Source organism: Hymenobacter qilianensis (assembly GCF_014489555.1).
In the GTDB taxonomy this organism is placed as follows: Bacteria; Bacteroidota; Bacteroidia; order Cytophagales; family Hymenobacteraceae; genus Hymenobacter; species Hymenobacter qilianensis.
Genome location: NZ_CP060784.1, coordinates 2881303 through 2902803 on the forward strand (window position 1 = coordinate 2881303; position 21501 = coordinate 2902803).

A 21501-nucleotide genomic window follows, 5' to 3' on the forward strand; every position below is an offset into this window, starting at 1 on the left:
GTGTAAATAACGAAAATAACCACCTCCTCTCGTACAAACAGGCAGGTAAGTAGCAGGAAAAATCTGCGGCGGGCCCAGATTATCATGTAAGTTATTCCAACGGTATCCAGCCGGCGCTCTGCAAGACTTGAATCAACTGCGGATCATCGGCAGACATAGGCCGAAGCCAGATGCCAATCCGTTCGCGATTCCACCAAAGCCCTTGGTCGTTGTCGGGCTTGGCAAATGTATATCGGTACTGTACGGCCCGAATGTAGCGCGGTGGCTGTTTAGAAAAAGGGTTGCTCGCAAACAAACTTACCGCCCCCGAGTCGTTGTGCAGGAGTTTCCAGATCAAATTCACCGTCCAAGGATACTCGGCGGGAGAGGACATAGAGGCAAACCACATTTGCCAGTCTAGTCGCAGCTGGTAGGGGGCAATTTGCGGCGGACGATGATCCAGAGCCACGGGCAGGCCTTTGTAGATGTAGGGTTTCCAGTTGGCCTGGTCGCTGGGGTTTTGGTCCATGGTTCCTTCAAACACCACATTTAGCCGCTCCCGGCCCACCGTTCCAAACGCTCCGTAGGTGTTGACGAGGTCCAGCGGGTCGAAAGAGGTGTTCATGATTTGCCCGGGCGACACGATGTTCAGTGCTGGCTGAATACTTAGAATAGCAACGAGAGCCGTTACAACCCAGGCCGTCGTGAGCATTGGTTTGGATACTTCGGCGCGGGCCGCAGCAGCTTCCGCTTTCTGCACGAGCACGCGGGGAAGTAGTTTCGCCCAGAAGCCATCATCCAAACAAGCCAGCGCCGGCACAATTGTCAGCCAGTTGAGAAACGAAAGGTTGCCGCTGAGAATGATGTTAAGCTGAAACACGATAATCACGACCCCCGCGATGTGGCGTGCTACCCGAGGCCAGAACACGAAAAAAGGAGATACAATCTCGGCCAGCCAGTTGAGCCAGACACCAAGTTGCAGCACAGGTTGTGGCAGAAAATGAAACCACCGGCTCAGCGGGCCGGGAATAGGCTGGGTTTCGAAATGATAGTAAAGAGCAGTGCTGTTACGCCATATCTCATCCCCGCGAAGTTTTATCAAGCCAGCCCCAAGCATAATGCGAAACGCCAGCCACCGGAATAAAATGATGACGGGCATGGGGGGCGCATACCGAGGGAAGGGCCGTAGATCTAGCAGCGAGCAAAGGAAGATGGCGAGGAAGCCAGTCTCGGTAAGCTGAATTTCCCAGCCGTACCCATACCACTCTTGCCCAACATGCACGAAGGACATGTAGAGAAACCAAAGCACCGCCAGCAGCAAGGCATTGGCGTAGCCAGCCACCACCACGCAGGAAAGCACAAAACCGACCCAGGCCGCCGTAAGCAGAGCCGCGTCCGAATGCCCAAGCCAGAACAACGACGGCAGCCGAAGGAAGCCTGCTGTATCTGACCCAAGCGCCTCACCCACCCGCTCCAAGTACAGCCCGACCGGGAGCAGCCCGTTAGAGCCAATCAGCGGAATAATCTGGTTGATTGCTACGAGAAAGGCCACGGCATACAGCGCTCCTAGCAGGCGCAGCAGAACAAAGCGAGTGAGCCAGTAAGAGGGAGGAGTACCTAGGGCACGCGTAGCACTTTGAGATTCGCTAGCCATGTCGTTTCGCTTCCGTTCGTTTGATACCGATGGAGGCTTAATACGGCTGCTGCTTTGCGTTTGGTGGCTAGTGACGGGTTATAAACGCTTATAAATTGCCCCCCGTGTTGGTAACAGGTCTACAAATCTGAGCTGGGTTGAACTAACTCCCCATAATAACTTTTTCACCTGCATTTTACTGCTATGCAAGCACATAGCCATCTACAGTACTATTTATGCCCTTCAGGGTAAGGGCCTTCTTTTGCGCATCGGGAAATTGCTCTTTTACCTGACTGAATACCTCTTCCGTGACCATAATCTCACCTACACCAGCAGCTCCCTGCAACCTGGACGTTAAGTTTACTACCGGGCCAATGGCCGTAAAATCCTTATAAGTGGTTCCTACTTCTCCCACGTAAGATTCTCCCGTATGAATTCCTATGCCCACACCAAGGGTTTGAAAATCACTTAAGCCAATCTCCTCTTTCATGTGCTTACAGTCTTTTTGCAGTTGCACAGCGGCGCTGACTGCATTTTGTACATGGTCTTTCCTGATCAGTGGGAAATTGAAAATGGCAAGCACCGCATCGCCGATGAACTTGTTGACAATTCCATCTTTTTCCCATACTGCTGCTGAGCATCGGTCGTAAAACTGGTGTAGCAATTCGTTCAGTTTTTCGGGCTCTATTTGCTGCGACAAATCCGTGTACCCTCGAATATCAGCGAAGAGAATAGTGGTGGAAACAGGGACCTGTTTATGCTTCATGATCTTGGCAAAATTGCTCTCGCAGAAGGTGCACATATTTGGGTGCATCTTGCTTCTCTTGATGCCAAATGTTCTAAAGAATGCAGAGAATGGGCCGCGTATGGCAGTCGGCATATGCATATGCTCCCAGCAGCCCTGGCAAATTTGTGTCTCTTTCATGTCGCCCTTGAAGTCCTTTGTAAGCTTCAAGTTTAATATAGTATTATATCAGCTAATATTTACAGTTTTCTCATAATGATCTGCTTGAACATTAGTAGCTTAAGCTTATCGTTTAGTCCTGCTTTTTATACTTAAACAGACGGAAGAAAGAACTACTGGAATATGCGCTTTTCATTAAAAAAAGCCCGTACCATGTGGCACGGGCTTTTTTTACAATGACTGTTCAGCAGTTACGGGAACTTCGGATACTTGTCGAAGTCGGGCTTGCGCTTCTCCACGAAAGCGTTGCGACCTTCCTTGGCTTCTTCACTCAGGTAGTAGAGCAGTGTGGCGTTGCCGGCTAATTCCTGAATACCAGCCTGGCCGTCGAGCTCGGCGTTGAAGCTTGATTTGAGCATCCGCAGCGCCAGGGGGCTTTTTTCGAGGATTTTGCGGCACCAGGCCACGGTAGTTTCCTCGAGCTTTTCCAGAGGCACCACCTTGTTTACGAGGCCCATGTCGAGGGCTTCTTGAGCATCGTACTGGTCGCAGAGAAACCAGATTTCGCGGGCCTTTTTCTGACCTACTACGCGGGCTAAATAGCTCGCGCCAAAGCCACCATCGAAGGAGCCTACTTTGGGGCCGGTCTGGCCAAAGCGGGCATTTTCAGCAGCAATACTCAGGTCGCAGACGACGTGCAGCACGTGGCCACCACCAATGGCCCAGCCGGCTACCATGGCAATAACGGGCTTGGGAATGGAGCGAATCTGCTTCTGCAAATCGAGCACGTTGAGGCGGGGCACGGTGTCTTCGCCCACGTAGCCGCCGTGGCCGCGCACGCTCTGGTCGCCGCCCGAGCAGAAGGCTTTGCCGCCTTCGCCGGTAAGAATAACTACGCCAATGTCGGTGCGGTTGCGGCAGATGTCCATAGCCTCAATCATCTCCTGCACCGTGAGCGGCGTGAAGGCATTGTGCACCTGCGGGCGGTTGATGCTGATTTTGGCGATGCCCTCGTGAAATGTGAAGAGAATCTCGCGGAATTCCTTGATGGGAGTCCAGGTAATGGCCATAGGGAAGGTGAGTTATTCTAAGAGAAAGAGGTTCTGACAGAAGTACGGTAGTGCTCAAAAAAGGCCGCGTTGGTGGCGCTGTCGGTGGTGATTTCCAGCAGGGCCGCGCCGCCTTCGGGTGCAAAGAAAACCGGTAAAGCCGATTCTAGTTCGGCGAAGGTGGAAACGGGGAAGTAGCGTAACCCGAAATCGCGCGACGTGTTCTCGGCTGAGAGGGCTTGGTGGGTTTCAAAAAGCTCCTCCAGCTCCGGCTGCTGGCGCGGCCCGTCGATCAGCCGAAAAATGCCCCCCGCGTGATTATTGAACAGCACAATGCGCAGATTGGGTAGCGGATAATTGTGCCAGAGCGCGTTGCGGTCGTAGAAAAAAGCAACGTCGCCGGTGAGCAGCACTACCGGCCGTGTAGGCTGCGCTAAGGCCGCGCCCACGGCCGTGGAGGTGCAGCCGTCAATACCGCTGGTGCCACGGTTGGCAAATACCTCCGCAGTTCGGTTGGCTAAGCCCAGAATATTGGCGTAGCGCACGGCCATGCTATTGGCAAGGTGCAGAGCGGTGCCTTCGGGAAGCAGCTGTAGGGTACGATAAAACACCGTAAACTCGTTGAAAGGCTGGTTGGGGGCAGCAAAAAAACCAGCCAAAAAGCCATTCGCCCACTGCTCAGCCCGCTGCCAACGCGATGCGTAAGAAGCATCGGCTGCACCCGCATCTTCGCCTTCCGACGTGTTGGCTTGCATCGGAATCCCTAATGGCACGGGAGGGGGAGCAACTCGGGTAGCATCTGCCACGGACGTAAGGCTGTTTGCTTTGGCTGCTGTTAATTCTGAAGTGATAAATGGCTGTTTATCAAGCGGAAGCAGCTGATCGAAAAAAGCGGTTGGCTCCATCCGGATAATGCGCGTCAGGGATTTAAAGGTGTCAGCGACTGGGCCGGTGGCCTGCACGTGCCAGTGCTGCCGGGGGGCAAATTCGCGCAGGTACAGCTTCAGCGCTTTGGAGATAAGCGACTGGCCAAACGTAATCAGCACCTCAGGTCGGAGGTCAGCTTTGAGCTCAGCATCTGGCACGGCCAAAAACACATCCTGATGCCCCAGCGACGTGGCGCCCGAAACCTCAGGTTTGCCCCCAGCGGCTGATGCAGATTCGCTATCACATCGCCCACTACCGGCACCTGATAAGCCGCCGCAAACGCCCGAAGACTTCGCACCAGCTGCTCATCAAAAACATGTTGCCCGGCTACCACGAGCACCCGCGCAGTTCGGCGCAGGGTCTGGGCTAAATCGGTCAGCTCGCTGGGGGGCAAAGTTGGTGTGCCTGCCTGCTCTCGGATTATTTTGACTTCCTCAAAGCGCAGCTCCTGACCGGCTTTCGGATAAAAAGGCTCGCGCAAAGGAATATTTACCTGCACCGGCCCGGCCGGAAACTGCTGCGCCGTATTAATTGCCTCATTCACTATGCGTTCCGAGTGCCACTTAGCATCGGCGTGGCTGGTGTCGGCGGGAAAGGTGAACGAGCCTTTGGCGTGGGCGCCGTAGAGGTCGGTTTGGCGAATGGTCTGGCCGTCGAGCTGGTCGATCCACTCCGGCGGACGGTCGGCGGTGAAGATGACGAGCGGAATCTGCTGAAAAGAAGCTTCGGCCACGGCCGGCGCGTAGTTCAGGCCCGCCGTGCCGGACGTGCACACCAGCGCCACCGCGCGCCGCTGACTTTGCGCCAAGCCCAGCCCGATAAAGGCCGCCGCCCGCTCATCCGGCACCGTGCGCACCCGAATCTCCGGGTGGCGGGCAAAGGCAATCGTCAGAGGCGCACACCGCGAGCCCGGCGACAGCACCACATCCGTAATGCCGTGGCAAGCACAAATTTCCGCGATGTTATAAACTGCCTGCATTTTCAATTAACATTTAATAGTTGTTGTGCGGTAGGCGCGACTGGTTGAGGCTGATAGAGGACGAAAAAAAGGGATGAAAACGAAACTGTTAACTGATGAATGTTAATTGTTAAATGTCGCCAGCACGGCTCCGGCGGTCTGGAGTTTCAACTCGGTTTCCTCCCATTCGCGTTCCGGGTCGGAGTCGATGGTGAGGCCGGTGCCAGCGTACAGAATTGCTTCGGTGGGGCGGAGCTGCATGCAGCGCAAATTCACAAATAAGCGCGCCACACCCGCCTGCGGCAGATTAACCGGGCCCAGAAACCCGCTGTAATACGCCCGGTCGTAGCCTTCATACTGCTGCAAAAAGTCGAGGGCCGCCTGCCGGGGCATGCCGCCCACCGCCGACGTTGGATGGAGCAGCCGTAGCATATCGGTGCCCAATGAGGGGAAAGGCACCTGCCGCAGATGCACCGCAAAATCGGTACGCAGGTGCAAAAGCTCGCCCGCAACCACGGTGCGGGGGCCAATTTCGTCGTACTCGCGGAGGCGCAACTGCTTGAAGCAGCTCACGATGTAGCGGGCCACCAACGCCTGCTCCTCTATTTCCTTCTGCCGCCAAATGGCCTTTTGGGCCGTCAGGCCGGGCGTGAGCGGCTGAGTGCCGGCCAGCGCCATGGTCCGAAACGTGCCCTCCGGCGTAACCTCAGCCAATACCTCAGGCGTGGCGCCCAGCCAGGTGCCCGCGCCCGGCGCGCTCACCAGCGACACAAACGCCTGCGGGTACCTAGCTTGCAAATCCTCAAAAGCCTGCAGCGCATCAAAGCTAGGGGGCAAAAGTTGGCGCGTTGCCCGCGACGACACCACTTTCTGGACTTCGCCCTGCTCGATAGCCGCCACGCCACGCCGTACCAGGGCAGTATACTCTTCAAGGGAAGCCGTGGCAGGCGCGGGTTGCGGACTCTGGTGCCAACGCAACGAAGCGGTATCCGGGGAGGCTTGCAGAAACTGCCGCAGCTCAGACAGGCGAAAGTCGGCCGCGCCGGTTTTATTTACCCAAAATAGTGCTGGTTGTCCGCTGTCGAAGAATACATTAGCGGGCAGAAATAACGCCGGATTGTGGTCTGAATCGCGGAAGGGGAAAAAGGCGAAGCCCGACGGGGCGCTTGCTTCAAGGTTAGGAGGCAAACCAGTCAGCGCTTCTTCCCACGAAAAGCTTAAGCAAAGCTGCGCGTGTGCTGCGTTTGGAAGACGCCACAAGGCTACCGGTAAATCTGCCTGGAGGGCAAACGCCACCAGCTGCCGCAGCTGCTCCGTGGGCGCTAGCTGCTCACCGCCGGGGTACGGCACCAGCGTTGGCCGGGGGCGCTGACTCATGCCGTTTCGCCCGCTCTGGGAGGCAAATCAATGACGGCCATCGTGATGCGACTAACGCAAACCAACGCCTCCGTTTCCTCATGTGTAATGCGAATTTCCCATACCTGCGTAGTGCGACCCACATGCAGGGCTACCGCCCGGCCAACCACATATCCCGAGCGAACTCCTTTCAGATGATTGGCGTTGATTTCTAGCCCTACACAAGCTTTCTTGGTTCTGTCGACCTGCAGGGCGGCGCCTATGCTGCCTAAGGTTTCGGCCAGCGCCACAGAAGCGCCACCGTGCAACAGGCCCATGGGCTGGTGCGTACGGTGATCAACGGGCATGCGACCAACCAGCAGTTTATCACCGATTTCGGTCAGCTCCATGCCGAGGTGTTCGCCCATTGTATTGCGGCACCAAGCATTGAGCTGCGCGAGGGTAGGGGCGGGTGGTATCATAGAGGAAAATGAAAAAATCGGGGTCAGCGGCCTGAAAAACCAGTACTTTCGGACCCGTCACAACAAAGCTAGGGGTAAAGTGAGCGTCAAAAAAATATACCTCATTCGGCACGGGCAAACCGATTTTAACGTGCAGGGTATCGTGCAGGGCAGTGGCGTCGACTCTTCCCTGAACGCGGCCGGCCACGAACAGGCCAGCCGTTTCTTCGCTGCTTATAAACATCTGGCGTTCGATAAAGTCTATACCTCCACGTTGCAGCGCACCCAGCAGTCGGTGCAGGGCTTCTTGGATTTGGGCCTGCCGCACGAGGCGCATCCAGGCCTGAACGAAATTAGTTGGGGCCTGCGTGAGGGCACCCGCATCACACCTCAGGAAGATGCTGAATACCAGGGTGTACTGAACCAGTGGGCCAAGGGCGAAACGCACGCCCGCCTTATGGGCGGCGAAAGCCCCGACGAGGTAGCCGCCCGCCAGCGTACTTTTATCGACCTGATAATCAGCCGCCCCGAGGAAGAAACCATACTGGTATGCATGCACGGCCGGGCCATGCGGGTGCTGTTGTGCCAGCTGCTCAACTACAACTTAAGCTGCATGGATGCCTTTGAGCACCGCAACCTGTGTTTGTACCGGCTGCACTACACGGGCTCTATGTTCTCGGTGCGAAGTTTTTTAGATACGGCGCATTTAACGTAACACCCAAAGCGGTTTGCTGCGTTAACACAACTACCCTTTCTGGTACTGAAAGCTACTTTTGCTCTTTAGCCTACGCCCATCCTGCGTTTAGCATTTGCCAGCGCAGATTTTCAGGCTAATTTTGACCCTTCACAACCCAAGCCCAAAAAGCAGATGGCCGAAATCATAAAAATGCCCAAAATGAGCGACACGATGACCGAGGGGGTTATCGCGGCTTGGCTCAAAAAGGTAGGCGATAAAGTGAAGTCCGGGGATATCCTGGCCGAAGTGGAAACCGACAAAGCCACGATGGAGCTGGAAAACTATGAGGACGGCACCCTGCTCTACATTGGCCCCAAAGAAAAAGATTCTGTTCCCGTAGACGGGGTATTAGCTATTGTAGGCAAAGAGGGCGAAGATATCTCAGCCCTGCTGGCCGGCATAAGCGGAGGTAGCTCCGCCGCTGCACCTGCTCCCGAAGCGCCCAAGGCTGCAGCACCCGCGCCTGTTGCGGAAGCGCCCAAAGCGGCTCCTGCACCTACTCCAGCACCTGCTGCTCAGGCCGCCGCGCCGCAAGCTGCTGCGCCAGCCGCCGCTGGCAACGGTAAAAAAGCCACCGTTGTGCGCATGCCCAAAATGAGCGACACAATGACGGAAGGCGTTATTGCCGGCTGGCTCAAGAAAGTAGGCGATAAAGTGAAATCAGGTGATGTACTAGCCGAAGTGGAAACCGATAAGGCAACCATGGAGCTGGAAAATTACGAGGACGGTACCCTACTGTATATCGGCCCGAAGGATGGTGAATCGGTAGCTGTTGATGGCGTACTGGCCATCATCGGGGAAGAAGGCGCCGACATCGAAGCCCTACTGGGGGGCAAATCTGGTGGCGCTGCTGCGCCAGCCGCAGCACCTGCTGCCGCTCCCGCCGCTGAAGCTGCTGCACCGGCATCAGCAACTACTTCAGCTCCGGCCGAGGCTGCCGCTTCAAGTGGTGGCCGCGTGCTGGCCTCGCCGCTGGCCAAGCGCATCGCACAGGAAAAAGGCATCGATATCAATCAGGTAAAAGGCTCCGGCGACAACGGCCGCATTGTGCAGCGCGACGTGGAGAACTTCCAGCCCGGCGCTGCCACGGCTGCTCCAGCCGCGAAGCCAGCCGCCGCACCGCTTCCTGAATACATCGCGCCAGCTGAAGCGCCAAAAGCCGCACCCGCCGCACAGCCAAGCGCTCCTGCTGCCGCGCCAACCAGCGCTCAGCCCGAAGGTACTTACACTGATACCCCCGTTTCGCAGATGCGCCGCGTTATTGCGCGCCGCCTCGCGGAAAGCAAGTTCTCGGCGCCGCATTTCTATCTGACGATGGAAATCACCATGGACCGCGCCATGGAAGTTCGCACGCAGCTTAACGCGCTGTCGCCGGTGAAGCTGTCGTTCAACGACCTAGTAATCAAGGCCGCTGCTGTGGCGCTAAAGCAGCACCCAACCATCAACTCTTCGTGGCTGGGCGACAAGATTCGTCAGAACCATATGGTCAACATAGGTGTGGCTGTAGCTGTGGACGAAGGTCTGCTGGTGCCCGTGGTGCGCAATGCCGACGGCAAAGGGCTGTCTACGATAGCTACTGAGGTGAAGGAACTTGCCGGTAAAGCCAAGAGCAAGAAGTTGCAGCCAGCCGAGTGGGAGGGTAGCACCTTCACCATCTCGAACCTGGGCATGTTTGGCATCGACGAATTCACGGCCATTATCAATCCTCCAGATGCCTGCATTCTGGCTGTGGGGGCATTAAGCAGACTGCCGTGGTAAAAGACGGTCAACTGGCAGTAGGTAACATCATGAAAGTAACCCTGAGCTGCGACCACCGCGTAGTAGACGGTGCTTCCGGCGCCGCTTTCCTTCAAACGCTGAAAGCTCTGCTGGAAGACCCGATGCGCATGCTGATTTGATTTTTTAAGTGACAGTTAATGGTTGTCAGTTGTTAGATCGTTTCGATCTGGCAACTGACAATCGTTTTTACTGACTACCAGAAATTAACAAGGAATAATCAATGACTAAGATAAGATCAACCACCGTTCTCGGAGTGCGCCACAACGGGCAGATTGCCGTGGGCGCCGATGGACAAGCCACCATGGATAAGCACGTGGCTAAGAGCAATGTGCGTAAAATTCGTAAGCTGCATGACGGAAAAGTGGTGACTGGCTTTGCCGGCTCTACAGCCGACGCCTTTATGCTGCTCGACAAGTTTGAGGAGAAGCTGGGCAGCTACAACGGACAGCTGCGCCGCGCCGCCATTGAACTCGCCAAAGAGTGGCGCAAAGACCAATATTTGCGCAAGCTGGAAGCAATGATGGTGGTAGCTGATAAAGACGAGCTGCTTATCGTGGCTGGCACCGGCGACGTACTGGAGCCTGATTTCGACGTAGCTGCCATTGGCTCAGGTGCCATGTTTGCTCAGGCTGCCGCGCTGGCTCTGAAGAAGCACGCCCCCCACCTCACGGCCCGCCAAATGGTGGAAGATGCCCTGCACATTGCGGCTGATATCTGCATCTACACCAACCATAACCTTATGATTGAGGAGCCTAGCTAAACGGTCTCAAGATCATGACTGAAAACCTGATCTACTACAATTCCCGCTGGCATTATGCGCTGCTTACCATAGGTGGGCTGGCGTTTGTAGCAATGGGGGTTTGGTTAATTCTGACTGCGGGCAAGTGGGGAATAGGCTTAGTAAGCATTATCTTTTTCGGAGCTTGCGCCGCCGTTGGAACTTGGCAATTTTTTGATACTCGACCCCGGCTGCAAATCACAGATCAGGGTATCCTAGACCGCACCCTAGGTGTAGGCTTAATTCCTTGGGCCGATATAATGGGTGCTTACGTACGGTCTATTAACCAGAATAATTTTATATGCCTGCACCTGTACAATGAACAGGAGTATATAAGCCGCCTGTCGCCCCTGAAGCGTAAGTTAGCGAGCGCCAATGAAGCGCTTGGCTTCACATGTCTGTCAGTAAACTTGAGTGGCGTTAATCTTAACCCAGAGCAATTGCTAGAGTATATTCTGAAGCAGAGCGCTGTGGCGCAACTCAAGCCCCCTGACTTACCTCTTAACTAATCACAATAGCAGCCTAACTGAACTGCTATTGTGAGCAACCTAGTCTCAATTGTATGCTATTCAGAATATTCGATATAGCACACATTTTTTGAACGATTCGGAGTTGCTAATTGATTGTACACCACGACCCACCACTACTACATAGAACAACGATTCGATGAACGTAACGAACTTCCTCAAGCACCACTATCGCCACTTTAACGCCGCTGCTTTGATTGATGCCGCTGAAGGCTACAATAAGCACCTCGCGGAAGGTGGTAAAATGATGATTACGCTGGCTGGTGCCATGAGCACAGCCGAAATGGGCATTCAACTGGCCGAGCTTATTCGCCAGGACAAGGTGCAAATCATCAGCTGCACGGGTGCCAACCTGGAAGAGGATATCTTCAACCTGGTAGCCCACGACTTCTATGAGCGGGTGCCTAACTACCGCGACCTGACGGCGGCCGACGAGCAAGCCCTGCTGGAGCGCCACATGAACCGCGTAACTGATACTTGCATTCCGGAAGAGGAAGCTATGCGCCGCCTCGAACACTCAGTATTGAAGTTCTGGGAGCAGGCTGATAAGGCCGGCGAGCGGTACTTTCCTCACGAGTTCTTCTACCAAATCCTGAAGTCAGGCGAGCTGGAGCAGTACTACCAAATTGACCCCAAAGACTCCTGGATGCTGGCTGCTGCTGAGAAAAACCTGCCGATTATCTGCCCAGGTTGGGAAGATTCTACGTTGGGTAACATCTTCGCGGGCCACGTTATTTCGGGTGATATCCAGAACGTACACACCGTGCGTACCGGCATCGAGTACATGATTTATCTGGCTGAGTGGTATACCAAGCAAGCCACCGACGAGAGCAAAGTAGGCTTCTTCCAGATTGGTGGCGGTATTGCCGGTGACTTCCCAATCTGCGTGGTGCCGATGCTGCACCAAGATTTGGGCCGCACCAGTGTTCCATTATGGGGCTATTTCTGCCAGATTTCGGACTCTACTACTTCGTATGGTTCGTATTCCGGCGCTGTGCCCAACGAGAAAATTACCTGGGGCAAGCTGGGCCAGGACACGCCTAAGTTTATCATCGAGTCGGATGCCACGATTGTAGCGCCGCTGGTGTTTGCTATGGTGTTAGGGCAATAATTGCTTCTAAAGTCAACCATGAAAAGCCCCCCAGAAGTTTTCTGGGGGGCTTTCTCTTTGACCTTAAATCCAGATTACTTTTTGGTGACGCGCACATCTACCCGGCGGTTCTGGGCGCGGCCTGCAGGGGTGTCGTTCGTGGCGATGGGGTGCTCCTGACCGTAGCCTTCAGCGGTTACGCGGCCGGCGTCGATGCCATTATCCATCAGGGCTTTGCGGGCGGCGTTGGCACGGTCGGCGCTGAGAGTCAGGTTCATATCAGCCTTGCCTTTGTTATCGGTGTAGCCACCTAGCTTAATAGCTGCATTGGGAAAAGCCTTCAGAATAGCCGCTGTATTTTTCAGCTGCGCCTGCGATTCGGCTGTGAGTGCGGATTTGCCGGTGGTGAAGTACACGCGATCCAGGCTCATCCAGCCCTGGGTTTTATCATCGCTCACGGTTTGATTTGGGTCGTTCAGGAAATTAAACAGCCGGGCCTCAAACGAATTTCCCCCCACGTTCAGCACTGTGCCATCGGGTAGCTTAATATCAGTGTTGGCACCCGTATCGTAGATGTAGTTGCCGCTGGCCTCGTCGTAGCGACCGGTAGGGGCCGCAAGGGGAGCCGCGGCAACGGTGGTCGTATCAGCTACCATATCGGTGGTGGCTGGCGCGGCGGCTTCGGGCTCTCTATCACAGCCGCGCACGAAGAAGAACGCTGCGGCAAGAGCCAGAAGGCCTAACAATATCCATGGCCACCGATTCGGGGAATCGGTGTCGGTTTCCACGTCGCGGGCCGTGTTGCGGGCAGCGTCGCCGGTGCGGTGGGCAGCGGCCGAAACGGTATTGCCAAGGTTGTGGGTAGCAGAGCTGGCTGCGCTGCCCACGCTGGCCGCTGCCCCACCCAGACCCAAGCCGGCAAGCATGCTGCCTATGTTGCCAGGCAGGCTGCCCAGAGCACCCATAATACTGCTGCGCTGGCTGCTCAAATAATTACCAAAACCGGTGGAATCCAGGTTATTGTCGGCTGCGTGCTTGCCCAGCAGGCCAAGTATCACCGGTGTAGCCATGCCCATCAGGCTGCTGGTGGTGGAGTTGCGCACGCCTGCCTGCTGACTCATGCCATCTACGGCGGAAGTGTAATTGCTGCCAAATACGGAGCGCAGCATTTCGGCCCCCTTGTTTAGCAGGCCGCCATCGGAGGCGGGCGCGGTAGTACTTGAGCTACCCATTCCGCCCACCAGGGTACCCGGATTATTCAGAATACCACTGCTGTGCGTCTGACGGGATAAGTCGAATAACTCGGCATTGCCGCCGGGCTGTTGAGAGCGGGCAAATAAGCCACCTAATACCAAGGGCACAACACTGCGTAAGGCTTTGCCAACGCTACTCTCGTTTTCGCCCAGGGCAGTGCTGGTCTGGCGTACCGTGTCGCCGCTGAAGTAGCTCTGAACAAGCTCTAATAAGTTCTGGCTCATACGAATAGGGAGTTAAATGGGAGAATATAGTCCCATACGCATTCTTACAATTGAAGTCTAAAAAAATGGTTATATTTTAATTTAAAATATAATTTTTAATAGTTTATGTTAAAAGTTGAGACGACAATTGGTAGAAAGTGTAGAGTTGAGTTATAGCACGAAAAAAGCCCCCCAATCGGATGATTGGGGGCTTTTTTAATTATACAAATAGAAATCTAGAGCCGAAACAGCGGCCGCTCGGGGTTCCAGATACCCCACGGAATCATTAGTAGTACCAGCACCAGCGCCACAGTAAACCAGATAAACGCTTTTTTGTGCTTGGATACTGGATTAATAGCCTTCTTGGAGATGGAGCGACCCACCTGAGCAAAAATGACGGCCAAAACCATCGTGACAATGTGCTCCACTCCCCAGAAGCGCAGCTCGGGGTTTTTCATAGCGGCGCCCATGCTTTGGGTGGCAGCCTTCGCTACCGGGCTCAGGCCGAAATACAGAATCAGGCCTAGCAGTAGCTGTAGGTGCATGGAGCCCACAAAGGCCGCGGCCATACCATTATCAGCGCCGAGATAAGGGCGACGATTTTGCCAGCCCACGAAGGCCCGGTACACAGCAATCAGCCCAAAAATAATCACCAGCCAGCGCGACCAAGAGTGCAGCGCAAGTACGATATCATACATAGGAGAAAGGAAAAGTGAGGCGGTAAAGGTCGGCAGTGGGAACGAAAATGCCACGCTGGGGGCAAAATGTTGGCTATGGCCCTTTTTAGGCAGCGACTAAAAGGCAAAAAGCTAAAAAAGCAGAGGTGCTTTCTCATTTTTATGCCCTTCAAAGCTGAAGACTTTTTCCTGCACAAACTGCTCGCCTTCCTGCCGCAGAATAGTGATGTTGTTGATGTTTAGCCGCAGATTAAACGTTTGTTCATTAAGGTGTTGCAATACTGGGCCGAGTAGATCCGGTGAGGTATCGTGCAGGGCCAGGGAAATGTGCGGCATCCAGCAATCGGGGCCACTGAACTTGTCGGTGCGCAGGCAAAGCGGCGCGGTGGCATTCACGATGCGCATGTGCAGCTGATTGAGCGCATCGGAGCGAAGCACCGGAATATAGATAACCGGATTCGGGCCCGGAAACACCCCCAGGCCCGTAGTAAAGGCCGGAAATGGCTTGGTAGTGCGGGCTACATCGCGTAGTACAGCCTTGAGCAACGACAGCTTGCGCACCCCCGCCAGCTGGTAGGTGATGTGCGGATCGGCGGTAGCCTGCACGTCGTCGAGGCCAAATTCCGTTTCCAGCTCCTTTATGATGCGGTTGATGCGTGCCGCGTTGGGCGGACTGAGCAGGGTAGTAATTGCGAGCATAGCCCTCAAACTATAGAACTGGGTTTAGGGTTGGCCCTTTGCTGCACTTGTTGGGTAAAGTTTTCGCTTTGGCCCCGTGGTACACTCAAATTTTGCCAGTCAGCGCCCCGAAGCAGTTTGCCCAGTTGCACGAGTTGGCCCACGTGGTAGCTGTAGTGAGCTACCTGTCGCTCCAGAGCCGCAAGCGCGGTGTGCGCTTCACCCCGAATCGTAACTGTGCTCAGCAAGTCATCGGGCTGCAACGTGTTTAGTAAGTCAAACAGAATGCGCCAGGCCGCTTCCCATTGCTCCCGCAAAGCCGGCACATATGTCTCGGCGGGTGCATTGGGTTCCTCAAACTCTTGGTCGCGGCGACGGTCGGGCTTTTCGCCGTCGGTGGTCAGGAAGTCGGTGAAGCGGGAGCGGAGGTTGCCGACCATGTGCTGCACAATAACGGCCGCACTATTAGCACCCGGCGCAGGGTTATACAGCCATTCGGCGGGCTGAATCTGCGCCAACGCTCGATCAGCCAAGGTTTTATACTGAACAAAGGTGTGGCGCAGATTGGCCAATACAGCTTGGCCCAGTGCATCATTCGGCGGCAGTGACATAGCGCTAGCAACAAGGGTTTAACAAGTGCTAGATTACAAAAATGGCTGCCCAAATGCACGGGCAGCCTTTTTGTTTTTTGCTGGTAGCGCAACTATTCTTGCCCCCACAGCCCTCGGGTGCGCAAGCCCACCACCAACTATTCAGCCGCCAATAGTGTTACTTCAACACACGTTACACTCGTTTTATGCTGCCGGCTAAGCTCACCAAAGGCAACCTGCCCACAAAGATTTGCGCCACCTGCGGCCGTCCTTTTGAGTATCGTAAGAAGTGGCGCAACTGCTGGGACGAAGTAAAGTATTGCGGCGAGAAGTGCCAGCGTTCCAAGCTCAAAAACCAAGTGTAAAAAGCCCCCCAGCACTCTTATTTGTGCTTGTGACCGGGCTCATAAATCAGGCGCACGAAAGAGCTGAGCCGTTGCTCCTCCCGCCGCACCGGAATGCCCCCCACAATGCCTACAAGCAGATTGTCGGCTATACCTACGCGCATTTGGGGCCGGATGGTCATGTCAAAGTCGCCGTGCCGCCAGCCTTTATTGAACTCGACGCCCAGAAAGTTGCGGGTGCCTGGTATCATATAATGTAAGCTGGAGTTGAGCTGATATGACCACTCGACGTGGCCCGTGTCAAAGTGCTGGTCGGCAATGGGACCGGTATAAATAAGGGAGTGGTAATTATCGCCCCAGCGCTTGGCGCCTACAAAGAAGGGGCTGTACACGTTGCCCGTGATAAACTTGCGGTTAAGCTCCCGAAACTCATTCATGGTCAGCTCATTGATATAGCCAACTGCCATGGACGTCTTCAGCTTCTCTGACACGAAAAAGGAGTACTGAAACGCGGTTTTCAGCCCATTTAGCTGGTTGCGGGGCTGCCGCACATCCTCTCCGCGGGCGCCGGAGTAGAAAGTCAAGGGCACTTCTATTTCCAACCCCAGGCGGTTGAGAGGCGCCCACTCATATTCTACCAACAATTCGTAGCTGTCGTAGCGCAGGTTATCGGTCAGGCCCGCGCCTACATTCCACTCACGTTCCCCTTTTCTAGCGCCTAGGTCGCGAATAAGGTCAACGAACAGAGGCTCAGCGTGCAGCACCTTGTCTGGCTCCTGCGCATCTTCTATTTCTTGTACATAGAGGCTGTCGAGTGAGTTGTTGGTAAGTTCGGCGGGCTCAATTTGCTGGGCCAAAGCCGAAGCTGCTGTCAGGAAGAAAACCGACAAAAACAGAAACAGGAATTTCATAAGATAGTGAATTAGCGAAGCCGCCGGCGCACAAAAACGTTGCCGCTGACCTACCAGACCCCTATTTTTAACTGCCTTTTAATAAGTGCCTGCCACAACCGCTTCTACTTTCATGCAAGCTGACAGCGAAAGTGGCGTGCGCACAAGTGGCTAATGAGTTAAGATCGATACTATACCAGCAGCGTTAGCTGTTCCCATTCTTATTCCTTTGAAAAATAACCGCCGCGCCGTGGCGCTTTTGTTTACGGCCAACGCTATTTCCGGCTTCGCCCAAGGCATCACTATGCTGGCTGTCCCTTGGTTTTTTGCCCGCCAGAATGCTTCCAGCACCTTTAACCTATTGTATGGACTGGTCACGTTTGCCTCCTTATTTTGGGGAATGTATGCTGGTGCCCTAGTCGACCGGTTCGACCGCAAACGAGTATTTCTGGCGTCGAATGTGGTGGAAGGGGCGGTGCTACTGGGAGTGGCCAGCTATGGCTTTGCCACGGGTGGCGTGCCGCTGGGGGGCATTTTGCTGGCTTTCACCACCACCGTGTTTGGCTACGGCATTCATTACCCCAACCTCTACGCTTTTGCTCAGGAAATCAGTCTGCCCAAAGACTACCCGCGCATCACTTCCGCTATTGAAATAGTGGGACAAGCTACGTCGGTGGTGAGCGGCGCGCTGGCAGCGCTGTTGCTGGAAGGCTTGCCCGTGGGCCAGACGTATAACTTGTTTGGAGCACAGCTGCAATTGCCTTTCTCGCTGGAAGCCTGGCCTTTGCACCAGATATTTCTGCTCGATGGCATTACCTACGCCGTGGCCGTGGGGCTCATTGCGTTTATCCGCCACCAGCCTATCATTCAGACCCAAGTTGAGTTGGGCTCACTCTGGAAGCGCCTGCGCACGGGCGTCACCTATCTGCAGGAGCACCGCGCCGTGTGGGTGTTCGGGCTGTTCTCCTTCTCGGTGTTTGTGGGCTTGCTGGTGAGCCTGAATGCGCTGATGCCCTTGTATGTACATAACCATTTGAAGGCCGGGGCGGCGGTGTTTGGCGCGGCCGAAGTGGCTTACGCCGTCGGTGCTCTAAGTGCGGGCCTGTTTGTGCGACGGGTATTTCTGCGCCACCCCACGCTGCGCTCCGTCATCGTGCTGATGATGATTGCCGGGGTGAGCTTTGGGGTGGCCGCGGCTACGCGGTCGGTGGGGCTGTTTCTGGCGTTTTCGCTGGTTCTGGGCTTCACCAATGCCGGCACGCGCATTCTGCGGGTGAGCTACTTGTTTGTGCACGTGCCGAATGAGGTGATTGGGCGGGTAAACAGCATTTTTAACGTCGTAAACGTGCTGCTGCGTACGGGTTTTATTTTGCTGTTCTCGCTTCGCTTTTTCACGCTTGGCTCCAATATAGCTTGGGGCTATGCCTTGCTGGGGGGCTTTATTGTGGCCTCGGCGGCCGTGCTGCTGGTGCGCTACCGCGAGCTGAGCGCTACGCCGGTGCCCGCCTAGCTTTTGGCCCACGTGGGGGGCTTTTCTGGAGGTCAGCAGCAAAAGGCGCATAAAATTGTTAAGGCACCATTGGTCGCCCCATCCGACCTTTGTGTTTCCTTTTTGCCTGCCTTATGCCGCTTACCCAGGGTGCCCGCTACATGCTGCTCTCCACGCTTTTTTTTGCGCTCATGAATGTGTGTGTGAAGCTGCTGGCCCATTTGCCCGCCCTCGAGATTATTCTGTTTCGGTCGGTTATCTCCATTGTTATTAGCTACATAACGCTTCGGGTGCTAGATATCCGTCCTTGGGGTTCCAACCATTTCTTTCTCATTGCGCGGGGCGTTACTGGCGCGCTTTCCCTTATTCTCTACTTCTTTACTCTTCAGAATATGCCGTTGGCCACGGCTGTTACGCTGCAGTATTTGGCTCCCATATTCACTACAGTACTAGGCATTTTCATTGTAAAAGAGAAAGTGAAAGCGTGGCAGTGGGCATTTTTCTTGCTGTCCTTCACCGGGGTTTTAGTAGTTGAGGGGGTTGATACGCGCGTGAATCCGCTGTACTTTATGCTTGGTATTGCTTCGGCCGTTTTCTCGGGGTTTTCTTATAACTCTATTCGCCGTCTGAAGGGCCGGGAGCATCCCTTGGTTGTGGTGTTTTACTTCCCAATGGTGGCTTTGCCAATTGCCGCTATCTATTGCATGTTCCATTGGGTAAAACCGCATGGCCTCGACTGGCTGTGGGTAATCCTCGCAGGGATATTCGCACAAGGCGCCCAAGTGTGCATGACCAAAGCCTACCAAGCCGAAAAGCTCTCCAACGTAGCCAACCTAAACTATATAGGCATTCTGTATGCGCTGGGCTTAGGGTTTGTCTTTTTTGGCGAAGCGTTCCGTCCCGAGGTATACTTAGGTATTAGCCTGGTGCTACTGGGTGTAGTGCTGAATACCTGGTATGTGCGGCGCCATCGTGCCGTGCCGCAGGCTCCAGTAGCCCAACCCGTAGTCTAAAGCCTGCTGGGGGGCTTTTTTTTAGATATTCAACCTGAAAGCTCAGGTAAGTACGCCAACAAGTTTCAGCATTTCCAGGCCCGACACCCGCCATTTAGGCAGCGTGCCGGCCTTGCGGATTAAACCGCTCCACCCACTCTCCATACCGAGTGTTGTGGAAGCATTGTGCGGGTAGCTTGGTGGCCTCAGTTTCATACTCAACACTAGCTTTTCTACCAACGCTAAGGTCGAGCTATGAATAGCACAATTATCTGATATTATGGTTGTTGTAAAGTGTTAAACAACATTAAATATGGATGACTTTTTCCTGTATAAAGTGCAATCTCACTAGAAATAATATAGTAAAATAACGCAATAAATACTTATTTAAATGATATAAATACGGGTTGTTGGATTTTGTGAAATATAACTAGTACCTTAATTACGTATGGAGATAATCAATAATTTTCACCACTTAATACAAATAATTATGTCGCATATTTCTCACAAAAGCTCTGAGGCAGAAAATGCTCAGGGGGAAGTAATGGTGCCCTTGCAACGCCGGGCGTTTCTGCGCTACTCTGGGGCTGGTGTAGCCCTGAGCGGACTGGTATTAGCTGGCTGTACCGACGACCGTTTGAATGACATATTCAAGCAGGTTGACCGGAACAGTGGCATAGTGAACGTAGGCAGTGGTGATGTTGGTATTTTGAACTATGCATATGCGCTGGAGCAGCTTGAAGCCGCATTCTACGCTAAGGTGATGCAGGAGATGTTCTATCAGAATGCCACCCGCGCTGAAAGAATTATTCTGAAGGATCTGGCAGATCACGAAAAAATTCATGCTGAATTCCTGTACGCAGCAATTAAAGCGGCAGGAGCTATTCCTATCAAGAAGCTGACTCCTGATTTCTCATCCGTCAACTTTGCCAGTCGGGCTAGTGTGCTGGGTACCGCTAAAGCTTTTGAAGATTTGGGTGTAGCAGCCTATAACGGCGCTGGAAAGCTGATCAGCAATCCGGCGTATTTGACGATTGCCGGTAAAATTGTGTCGGTAGAAGCCCGCCACGCGGCCCTTATCCGCGACTTGTTGCAGAATGGCACCTTCGTAGGACCCGACGTGGTAGATCTAAACACAGGTTTGGAAAAATCGAAGTCGCCTGCCGAGGTAGCTGCCATTGCCAATACCTTCCTGGCTCAAGGCTCTAAAATTGACGTCAGCAGCCTGCCTAAGGACTAAGCTGCGTCTGCCATATCCATTCCTTCTATCGCCAAAAAATCTTACCCATGAATATTCTCAAAATCATTACTGAAATCGAGAAAGTAGATCCAGAAGTCTACGAGCGTCTCGACCAGCGCCGCCAGATGTTCAAGCATTTCGCTGGTTTCGGCAAAAAACTCGCTGTGGCTGCTGTGCCGCTGGCTATGGGCTCCATGTTCCAGAAGGCGTACGGCCAGTCTAGCGGACTCAGCGCTCAAATTCGGGAGGTTCTGAATTTTGCCCTGCGTCTGGAGTATCTGGAAACCTACTTCTATCAGTTGGGACTGGCTGCGCCCGGTTTGCTCACGGGCCAGAATCGCTCCGACATCAACCTGATTTATATTGATGAGCAGAATCACGTTAAGTTTCTGCGTTCTGTATTGGGCGCCGATGCTATTCCGGATCCTACTCCTAATGCTTTCGACTATACCGGGGCCAAAGGTGGTGCTCGTGCAGCGCTGCTCCCGAACGTATTCACCAACCTTGGTACTTTTTTAGCGCTGGCTCAATCGTTTGAGGACACTGGTGTACGCGCCTACAAAGGTGGTGCGCCCCTGCTGATCAGCAATAACACCGTACTGGAAGCTGCCCTGAATATTCACTCCGTAGAAGCCCGCCATGCTTCGCACCTGCGCACCATGCGCCGCGGCGGACCGCAGGGCGAGCCTCTCGACCCAAGCAGCACTCCCCAAAGCTGGCCATCGGGCAATGATAATGGCGGTCCGGCACCAGCCATTACAGCTGCCATTTATGGAGCCGGTAATCCAGCTAGTTTATACCCCAGCGAAGCCAACGTGATTCAGGGTGGCCTCAATGTGCAGAACATCAGTCAGGTGTCGCCATCAGAAGCTTCTGAGGCCTTTGACGAGCCCCTGGATATGGGAACTGTGCTTGCCATTGCCAATAACTTTATCAAGTAAGCGTAAATTCATTTCGCTTAATCTTTCAAAGGACAGCCCCGTGGGCT

21 protein-coding genes and 1 pseudogene are annotated in these 21501 nt (G+C 54.3%); 10 read left to right on the forward strand and 12 right to left on the reverse strand.

Annotation, left to right across the window (positions count from 1 at the left end; translation table 11 throughout):
* Positions 1-91: 91 nt before the first annotated feature.
* From H9L05_RS13285 to H9L05_RS13315, 7 genes are all read right to left on the reverse strand, one after another.
* On the reverse strand, positions 92-1633 hold the full coding sequence (locus H9L05_RS13285) for a lipase maturation factor family protein (RefSeq protein WP_187731381.1): 1542 nt from the start codon (positions 1631-1633) through the stop codon (positions 92-94).
* A gap of 181 nt (positions 1634-1814) precedes the next feature.
* Complete coding sequence (locus H9L05_RS13290; RefSeq protein ID WP_187731382.1) at positions 1815-2567, reverse strand: adenylate/guanylate cyclase domain-containing protein; 753 nt, start codon at positions 2565-2567, stop codon at positions 1815-1817.
* A gap of 200 nt (positions 2568-2767) precedes the next feature.
* Complete coding sequence (gene menB / locus H9L05_RS13295; RefSeq protein WP_187731383.1) at positions 2768-3586, reverse strand: 1,4-dihydroxy-2-naphthoyl-CoA synthase; 819 nt, start codon at positions 3584-3586, stop codon at positions 2768-2770.
* A 17-nt stretch (positions 3587-3603) separates the two neighbouring features.
* Complete coding sequence (locus H9L05_RS26200; protein ID WP_317175187.1) at positions 3604-4650, reverse strand: thiamine pyrophosphate-dependent enzyme; 1047 nt, start codon at positions 4648-4650, stop codon at positions 3604-3606.
* Entirely contained in the window at positions 4605-5471 is an 867-nt protein-coding gene (gene menD / locus H9L05_RS13305) for a 2-succinyl-5-enolpyruvyl-6-hydroxy-3-cyclohexene-1-carboxylic-acid synthase (protein ID WP_223284423.1), read from the reverse strand. The genes H9L05_RS26200 and menD overlap by 46 nt, the downstream gene beginning before the upstream one ends.
* Before the next feature lie 102 nt (positions 5472-5573).
* Positions 5574-6827 carry a chorismate-binding protein gene (locus tag H9L05_RS13310; RefSeq protein WP_187731385.1) on the reverse strand — a complete coding sequence of 418 codons (1254 nt, stop codon included), beginning with the start codon at positions 6825-6827 and terminating at the stop codon, positions 5574-5576.
* Complete coding sequence (locus H9L05_RS13315) at positions 6824-7267, reverse strand: hotdog fold thioesterase (RefSeq protein ID WP_187731386.1); 444 nt, start codon at positions 7265-7267, stop codon at positions 6824-6826. The genes H9L05_RS13310 and H9L05_RS13315 overlap by 4 nt, the downstream gene beginning before the upstream one ends.
* Before the next feature lie 79 nt (positions 7268-7346).
* Between H9L05_RS13315 and H9L05_RS13320 the strand changes: the two genes are divergently transcribed.
* From H9L05_RS13320 to H9L05_RS13340, 5 genes and pseudogenes are all read left to right on the forward strand, one after another.
* Complete coding sequence (locus H9L05_RS13320) at positions 7347-7961, forward strand: histidine phosphatase family protein (protein ID WP_187731387.1); 615 nt, start codon at positions 7347-7349, stop codon at positions 7959-7961.
* 153 nt (positions 7962-8114) lie between these two features.
* A pseudogene (locus tag H9L05_RS13325) lies at positions 8115-9880 on the forward strand (pyruvate dehydrogenase complex dihydrolipoamide acetyltransferase).
* Positions 9881-9981: 101 nt separating this feature from the next.
* Positions 9982-10521: an ATP-dependent protease subunit HslV gene (gene hslV, locus H9L05_RS13330; protein WP_187731388.1), complete on the forward strand. Its 540-nt coding sequence runs from the start codon at positions 9982-9984 to the stop codon at positions 10519-10521.
* A gap of 14 nt (positions 10522-10535) precedes the next feature.
* Positions 10536-11048 carry an STM3941 family protein gene (locus H9L05_RS13335; RefSeq protein ID WP_187731389.1) on the forward strand — a complete coding sequence of 171 codons (513 nt, stop codon included), beginning with the start codon at positions 10536-10538 and terminating at the stop codon, positions 11046-11048.
* 157 nt (positions 11049-11205) lie between these two features.
* Positions 11206-12177 carry a deoxyhypusine synthase family protein gene (locus H9L05_RS13340; RefSeq protein WP_187731390.1) on the forward strand — a complete coding sequence of 324 codons (972 nt, stop codon included), beginning with the start codon at positions 11206-11208 and terminating at the stop codon, positions 12175-12177.
* A 74-nt stretch (positions 12178-12251) separates the two neighbouring features.
* Here the strand turns inward: H9L05_RS13340 and H9L05_RS13345 are convergent, their stop codons facing one another.
* The 4 genes from H9L05_RS13345 to H9L05_RS13360 all read right to left on the reverse strand — a co-directional run bounded on the left by H9L05_RS13345 (position 12252) and on the right by H9L05_RS13360 (position 15579).
* Complete coding sequence (locus H9L05_RS13345; RefSeq protein ID WP_187731391.1) at positions 12252-13634, reverse strand: OmpA family protein; 1383 nt, start codon at positions 13632-13634, stop codon at positions 12252-12254.
* 215 nt (positions 13635-13849) lie between these two features.
* Positions 13850-14311: a hypothetical protein gene (locus tag H9L05_RS13350; protein ID WP_187731392.1), complete on the reverse strand. Its 462-nt coding sequence runs from the start codon at positions 14309-14311 to the stop codon at positions 13850-13852.
* A gap of 111 nt (positions 14312-14422) precedes the next feature.
* Positions 14423-14989 (reverse strand): 2'-5' RNA ligase family protein, encoded by a 567-nt coding sequence (locus H9L05_RS13355; RefSeq protein ID WP_187731393.1) that lies wholly within the window; start codon positions 14987-14989, stop codon positions 14423-14425.
* Between the two features lie 5 nt (positions 14990-14994).
* Complete coding sequence (locus tag H9L05_RS13360) at positions 14995-15579, reverse strand: DUF1572 family protein (protein WP_187731394.1); 585 nt, start codon at positions 15577-15579, stop codon at positions 14995-14997.
* A 185-nt stretch (positions 15580-15764) separates the two neighbouring features.
* Between H9L05_RS13360 and H9L05_RS13365 the strand changes: the two genes are divergently transcribed.
* Entirely contained in the window at positions 15765-15923 is a 159-nt protein-coding gene (locus tag H9L05_RS13365; protein WP_187731395.1) for a DUF2256 domain-containing protein, read from the forward strand.
* Between the two features lie 17 nt (positions 15924-15940).
* Here the strand turns inward: H9L05_RS13365 and H9L05_RS13370 are convergent, their stop codons facing one another.
* Positions 15941-16813 carry an HAEPLYID family protein gene (locus H9L05_RS13370; RefSeq protein ID WP_187731396.1) on the reverse strand — a complete coding sequence of 291 codons (873 nt, stop codon included), beginning with the start codon at positions 16811-16813 and terminating at the stop codon, positions 15941-15943.
* 208 nt (positions 16814-17021) lie between these two features.
* Between H9L05_RS13370 and H9L05_RS13375 the strand changes: the two genes are divergently transcribed.
* The 4 genes from H9L05_RS13375 to H9L05_RS13390 all read left to right on the forward strand — a co-directional run bounded on the left by H9L05_RS13375 (position 17022) and on the right by H9L05_RS13390 (position 21454).
* Positions 17022-18302, forward strand: coding sequence for an MFS transporter (locus tag H9L05_RS13375; RefSeq protein ID WP_187731397.1), 1281 nt, complete (start codon positions 17022-17024; stop codon positions 18300-18302).
* Positions 18303-18415: 113 nt separating this feature from the next.
* Complete coding sequence (locus H9L05_RS13380; RefSeq protein WP_223284424.1) at positions 18416-19294, forward strand: DMT family transporter; 879 nt, start codon at positions 18416-18418, stop codon at positions 19292-19294.
* Positions 19295-19763: 469 nt separating this feature from the next.
* Entirely contained in the window at positions 19764-20513 is a 750-nt protein-coding gene (locus H9L05_RS13385) for a ferritin-like domain-containing protein (RefSeq protein WP_187731398.1), read from the forward strand.
* Positions 20514-20560: 47 nt separating this feature from the next.
* Positions 20561-21454 carry a ferritin-like domain-containing protein gene (locus H9L05_RS13390; protein ID WP_187731399.1) on the forward strand — a complete coding sequence of 298 codons (894 nt, stop codon included), beginning with the start codon at positions 20561-20563 and terminating at the stop codon, positions 21452-21454.
* Positions 21455-21501 lie beyond the last annotated feature (47 nt).

Bases quoted from the DNA above. Each gene is read 5' to 3' on its own strand.
- H9L05_RS13285 (WP_187731381.1), bottom strand. From the start codon at position 1,633: ATGGCTAGCGAATCTCAAAGTGCTACGCGTGCCCTAGGTACTCCTCCC.
- menB (WP_187731383.1), bottom strand. From the start codon at position 3,586: ATGGCCATTACCTGGACTCCCATCAAGGAATTCCGCGAGATTCTCTTC.
- menD (WP_223284423.1), bottom strand. From the start codon at position 5,471: ATGCAGGCAGTTTATAACATCGCGGAAATTTGTGCTTGCCACGGCATT.
- H9L05_RS13310 (WP_187731385.1), bottom strand. From the start codon at position 6,827: ATGAGTCAGCGCCCCCGGCCAACGCTGGTGCCGTACCCCGGCGGTGAG.
- H9L05_RS13315 (WP_187731386.1), bottom strand. From the start codon at position 7,267: ATGATACCACCCGCCCCTACCCTCGCGCAGCTCAATGCTTGGTGCCGC.
- hslV (WP_187731388.1), top strand. From the start codon at position 9,982: ATGACTAAGATAAGATCAACCACCGTTCTCGGAGTGCGCCACAACGGG.
- H9L05_RS13335 (WP_187731389.1), top strand. From the start codon at position 10,536: ATGACTGAAAACCTGATCTACTACAATTCCCGCTGGCATTATGCGCTG.
- H9L05_RS13340 (WP_187731390.1), top strand. From the start codon at position 11,206: ATGAACGTAACGAACTTCCTCAAGCACCACTATCGCCACTTTAACGCC.
- H9L05_RS13345 (WP_187731391.1), bottom strand. From the start codon at position 13,634: ATGAGCCAGAACTTATTAGAGCTTGTTCAGAGCTACTTCAGCGGCGAC.
- H9L05_RS13350 (WP_187731392.1), bottom strand. From the start codon at position 14,311: ATGTATGATATCGTACTTGCGCTGCACTCTTGGTCGCGCTGGCTGGTG.
- H9L05_RS13355 (WP_187731393.1), bottom strand. From the start codon at position 14,989: ATGCTCGCAATTACTACCCTGCTCAGTCCGCCCAACGCGGCACGCATC.
- H9L05_RS13360 (WP_187731394.1), bottom strand. From the start codon at position 15,579: ATGTCACTGCCGCCGAATGATGCACTGGGCCAAGCTGTATTGGCCAAT.
- H9L05_RS13365 (WP_187731395.1), top strand. From the start codon at position 15,765: ATGCTGCCGGCTAAGCTCACCAAAGGCAACCTGCCCACAAAGATTTGC.
- H9L05_RS13370 (WP_187731396.1), bottom strand. From the start codon at position 16,813: ATGAAATTCCTGTTTCTGTTTTTGTCGGTTTTCTTCCTGACAGCAGCT.
- H9L05_RS13380 (WP_223284424.1), top strand. From the start codon at position 18,416: ATGCCGCTTACCCAGGGTGCCCGCTACATGCTGCTCTCCACGCTTTTT.
- H9L05_RS13385 (WP_187731398.1), top strand. From the start codon at position 19,764: ATGTCGCATATTTCTCACAAAAGCTCTGAGGCAGAAAATGCTCAGGGG.
- H9L05_RS13390 (WP_187731399.1), top strand. From the start codon at position 20,561: ATGAATATTCTCAAAATCATTACTGAAATCGAGAAAGTAGATCCAGAA.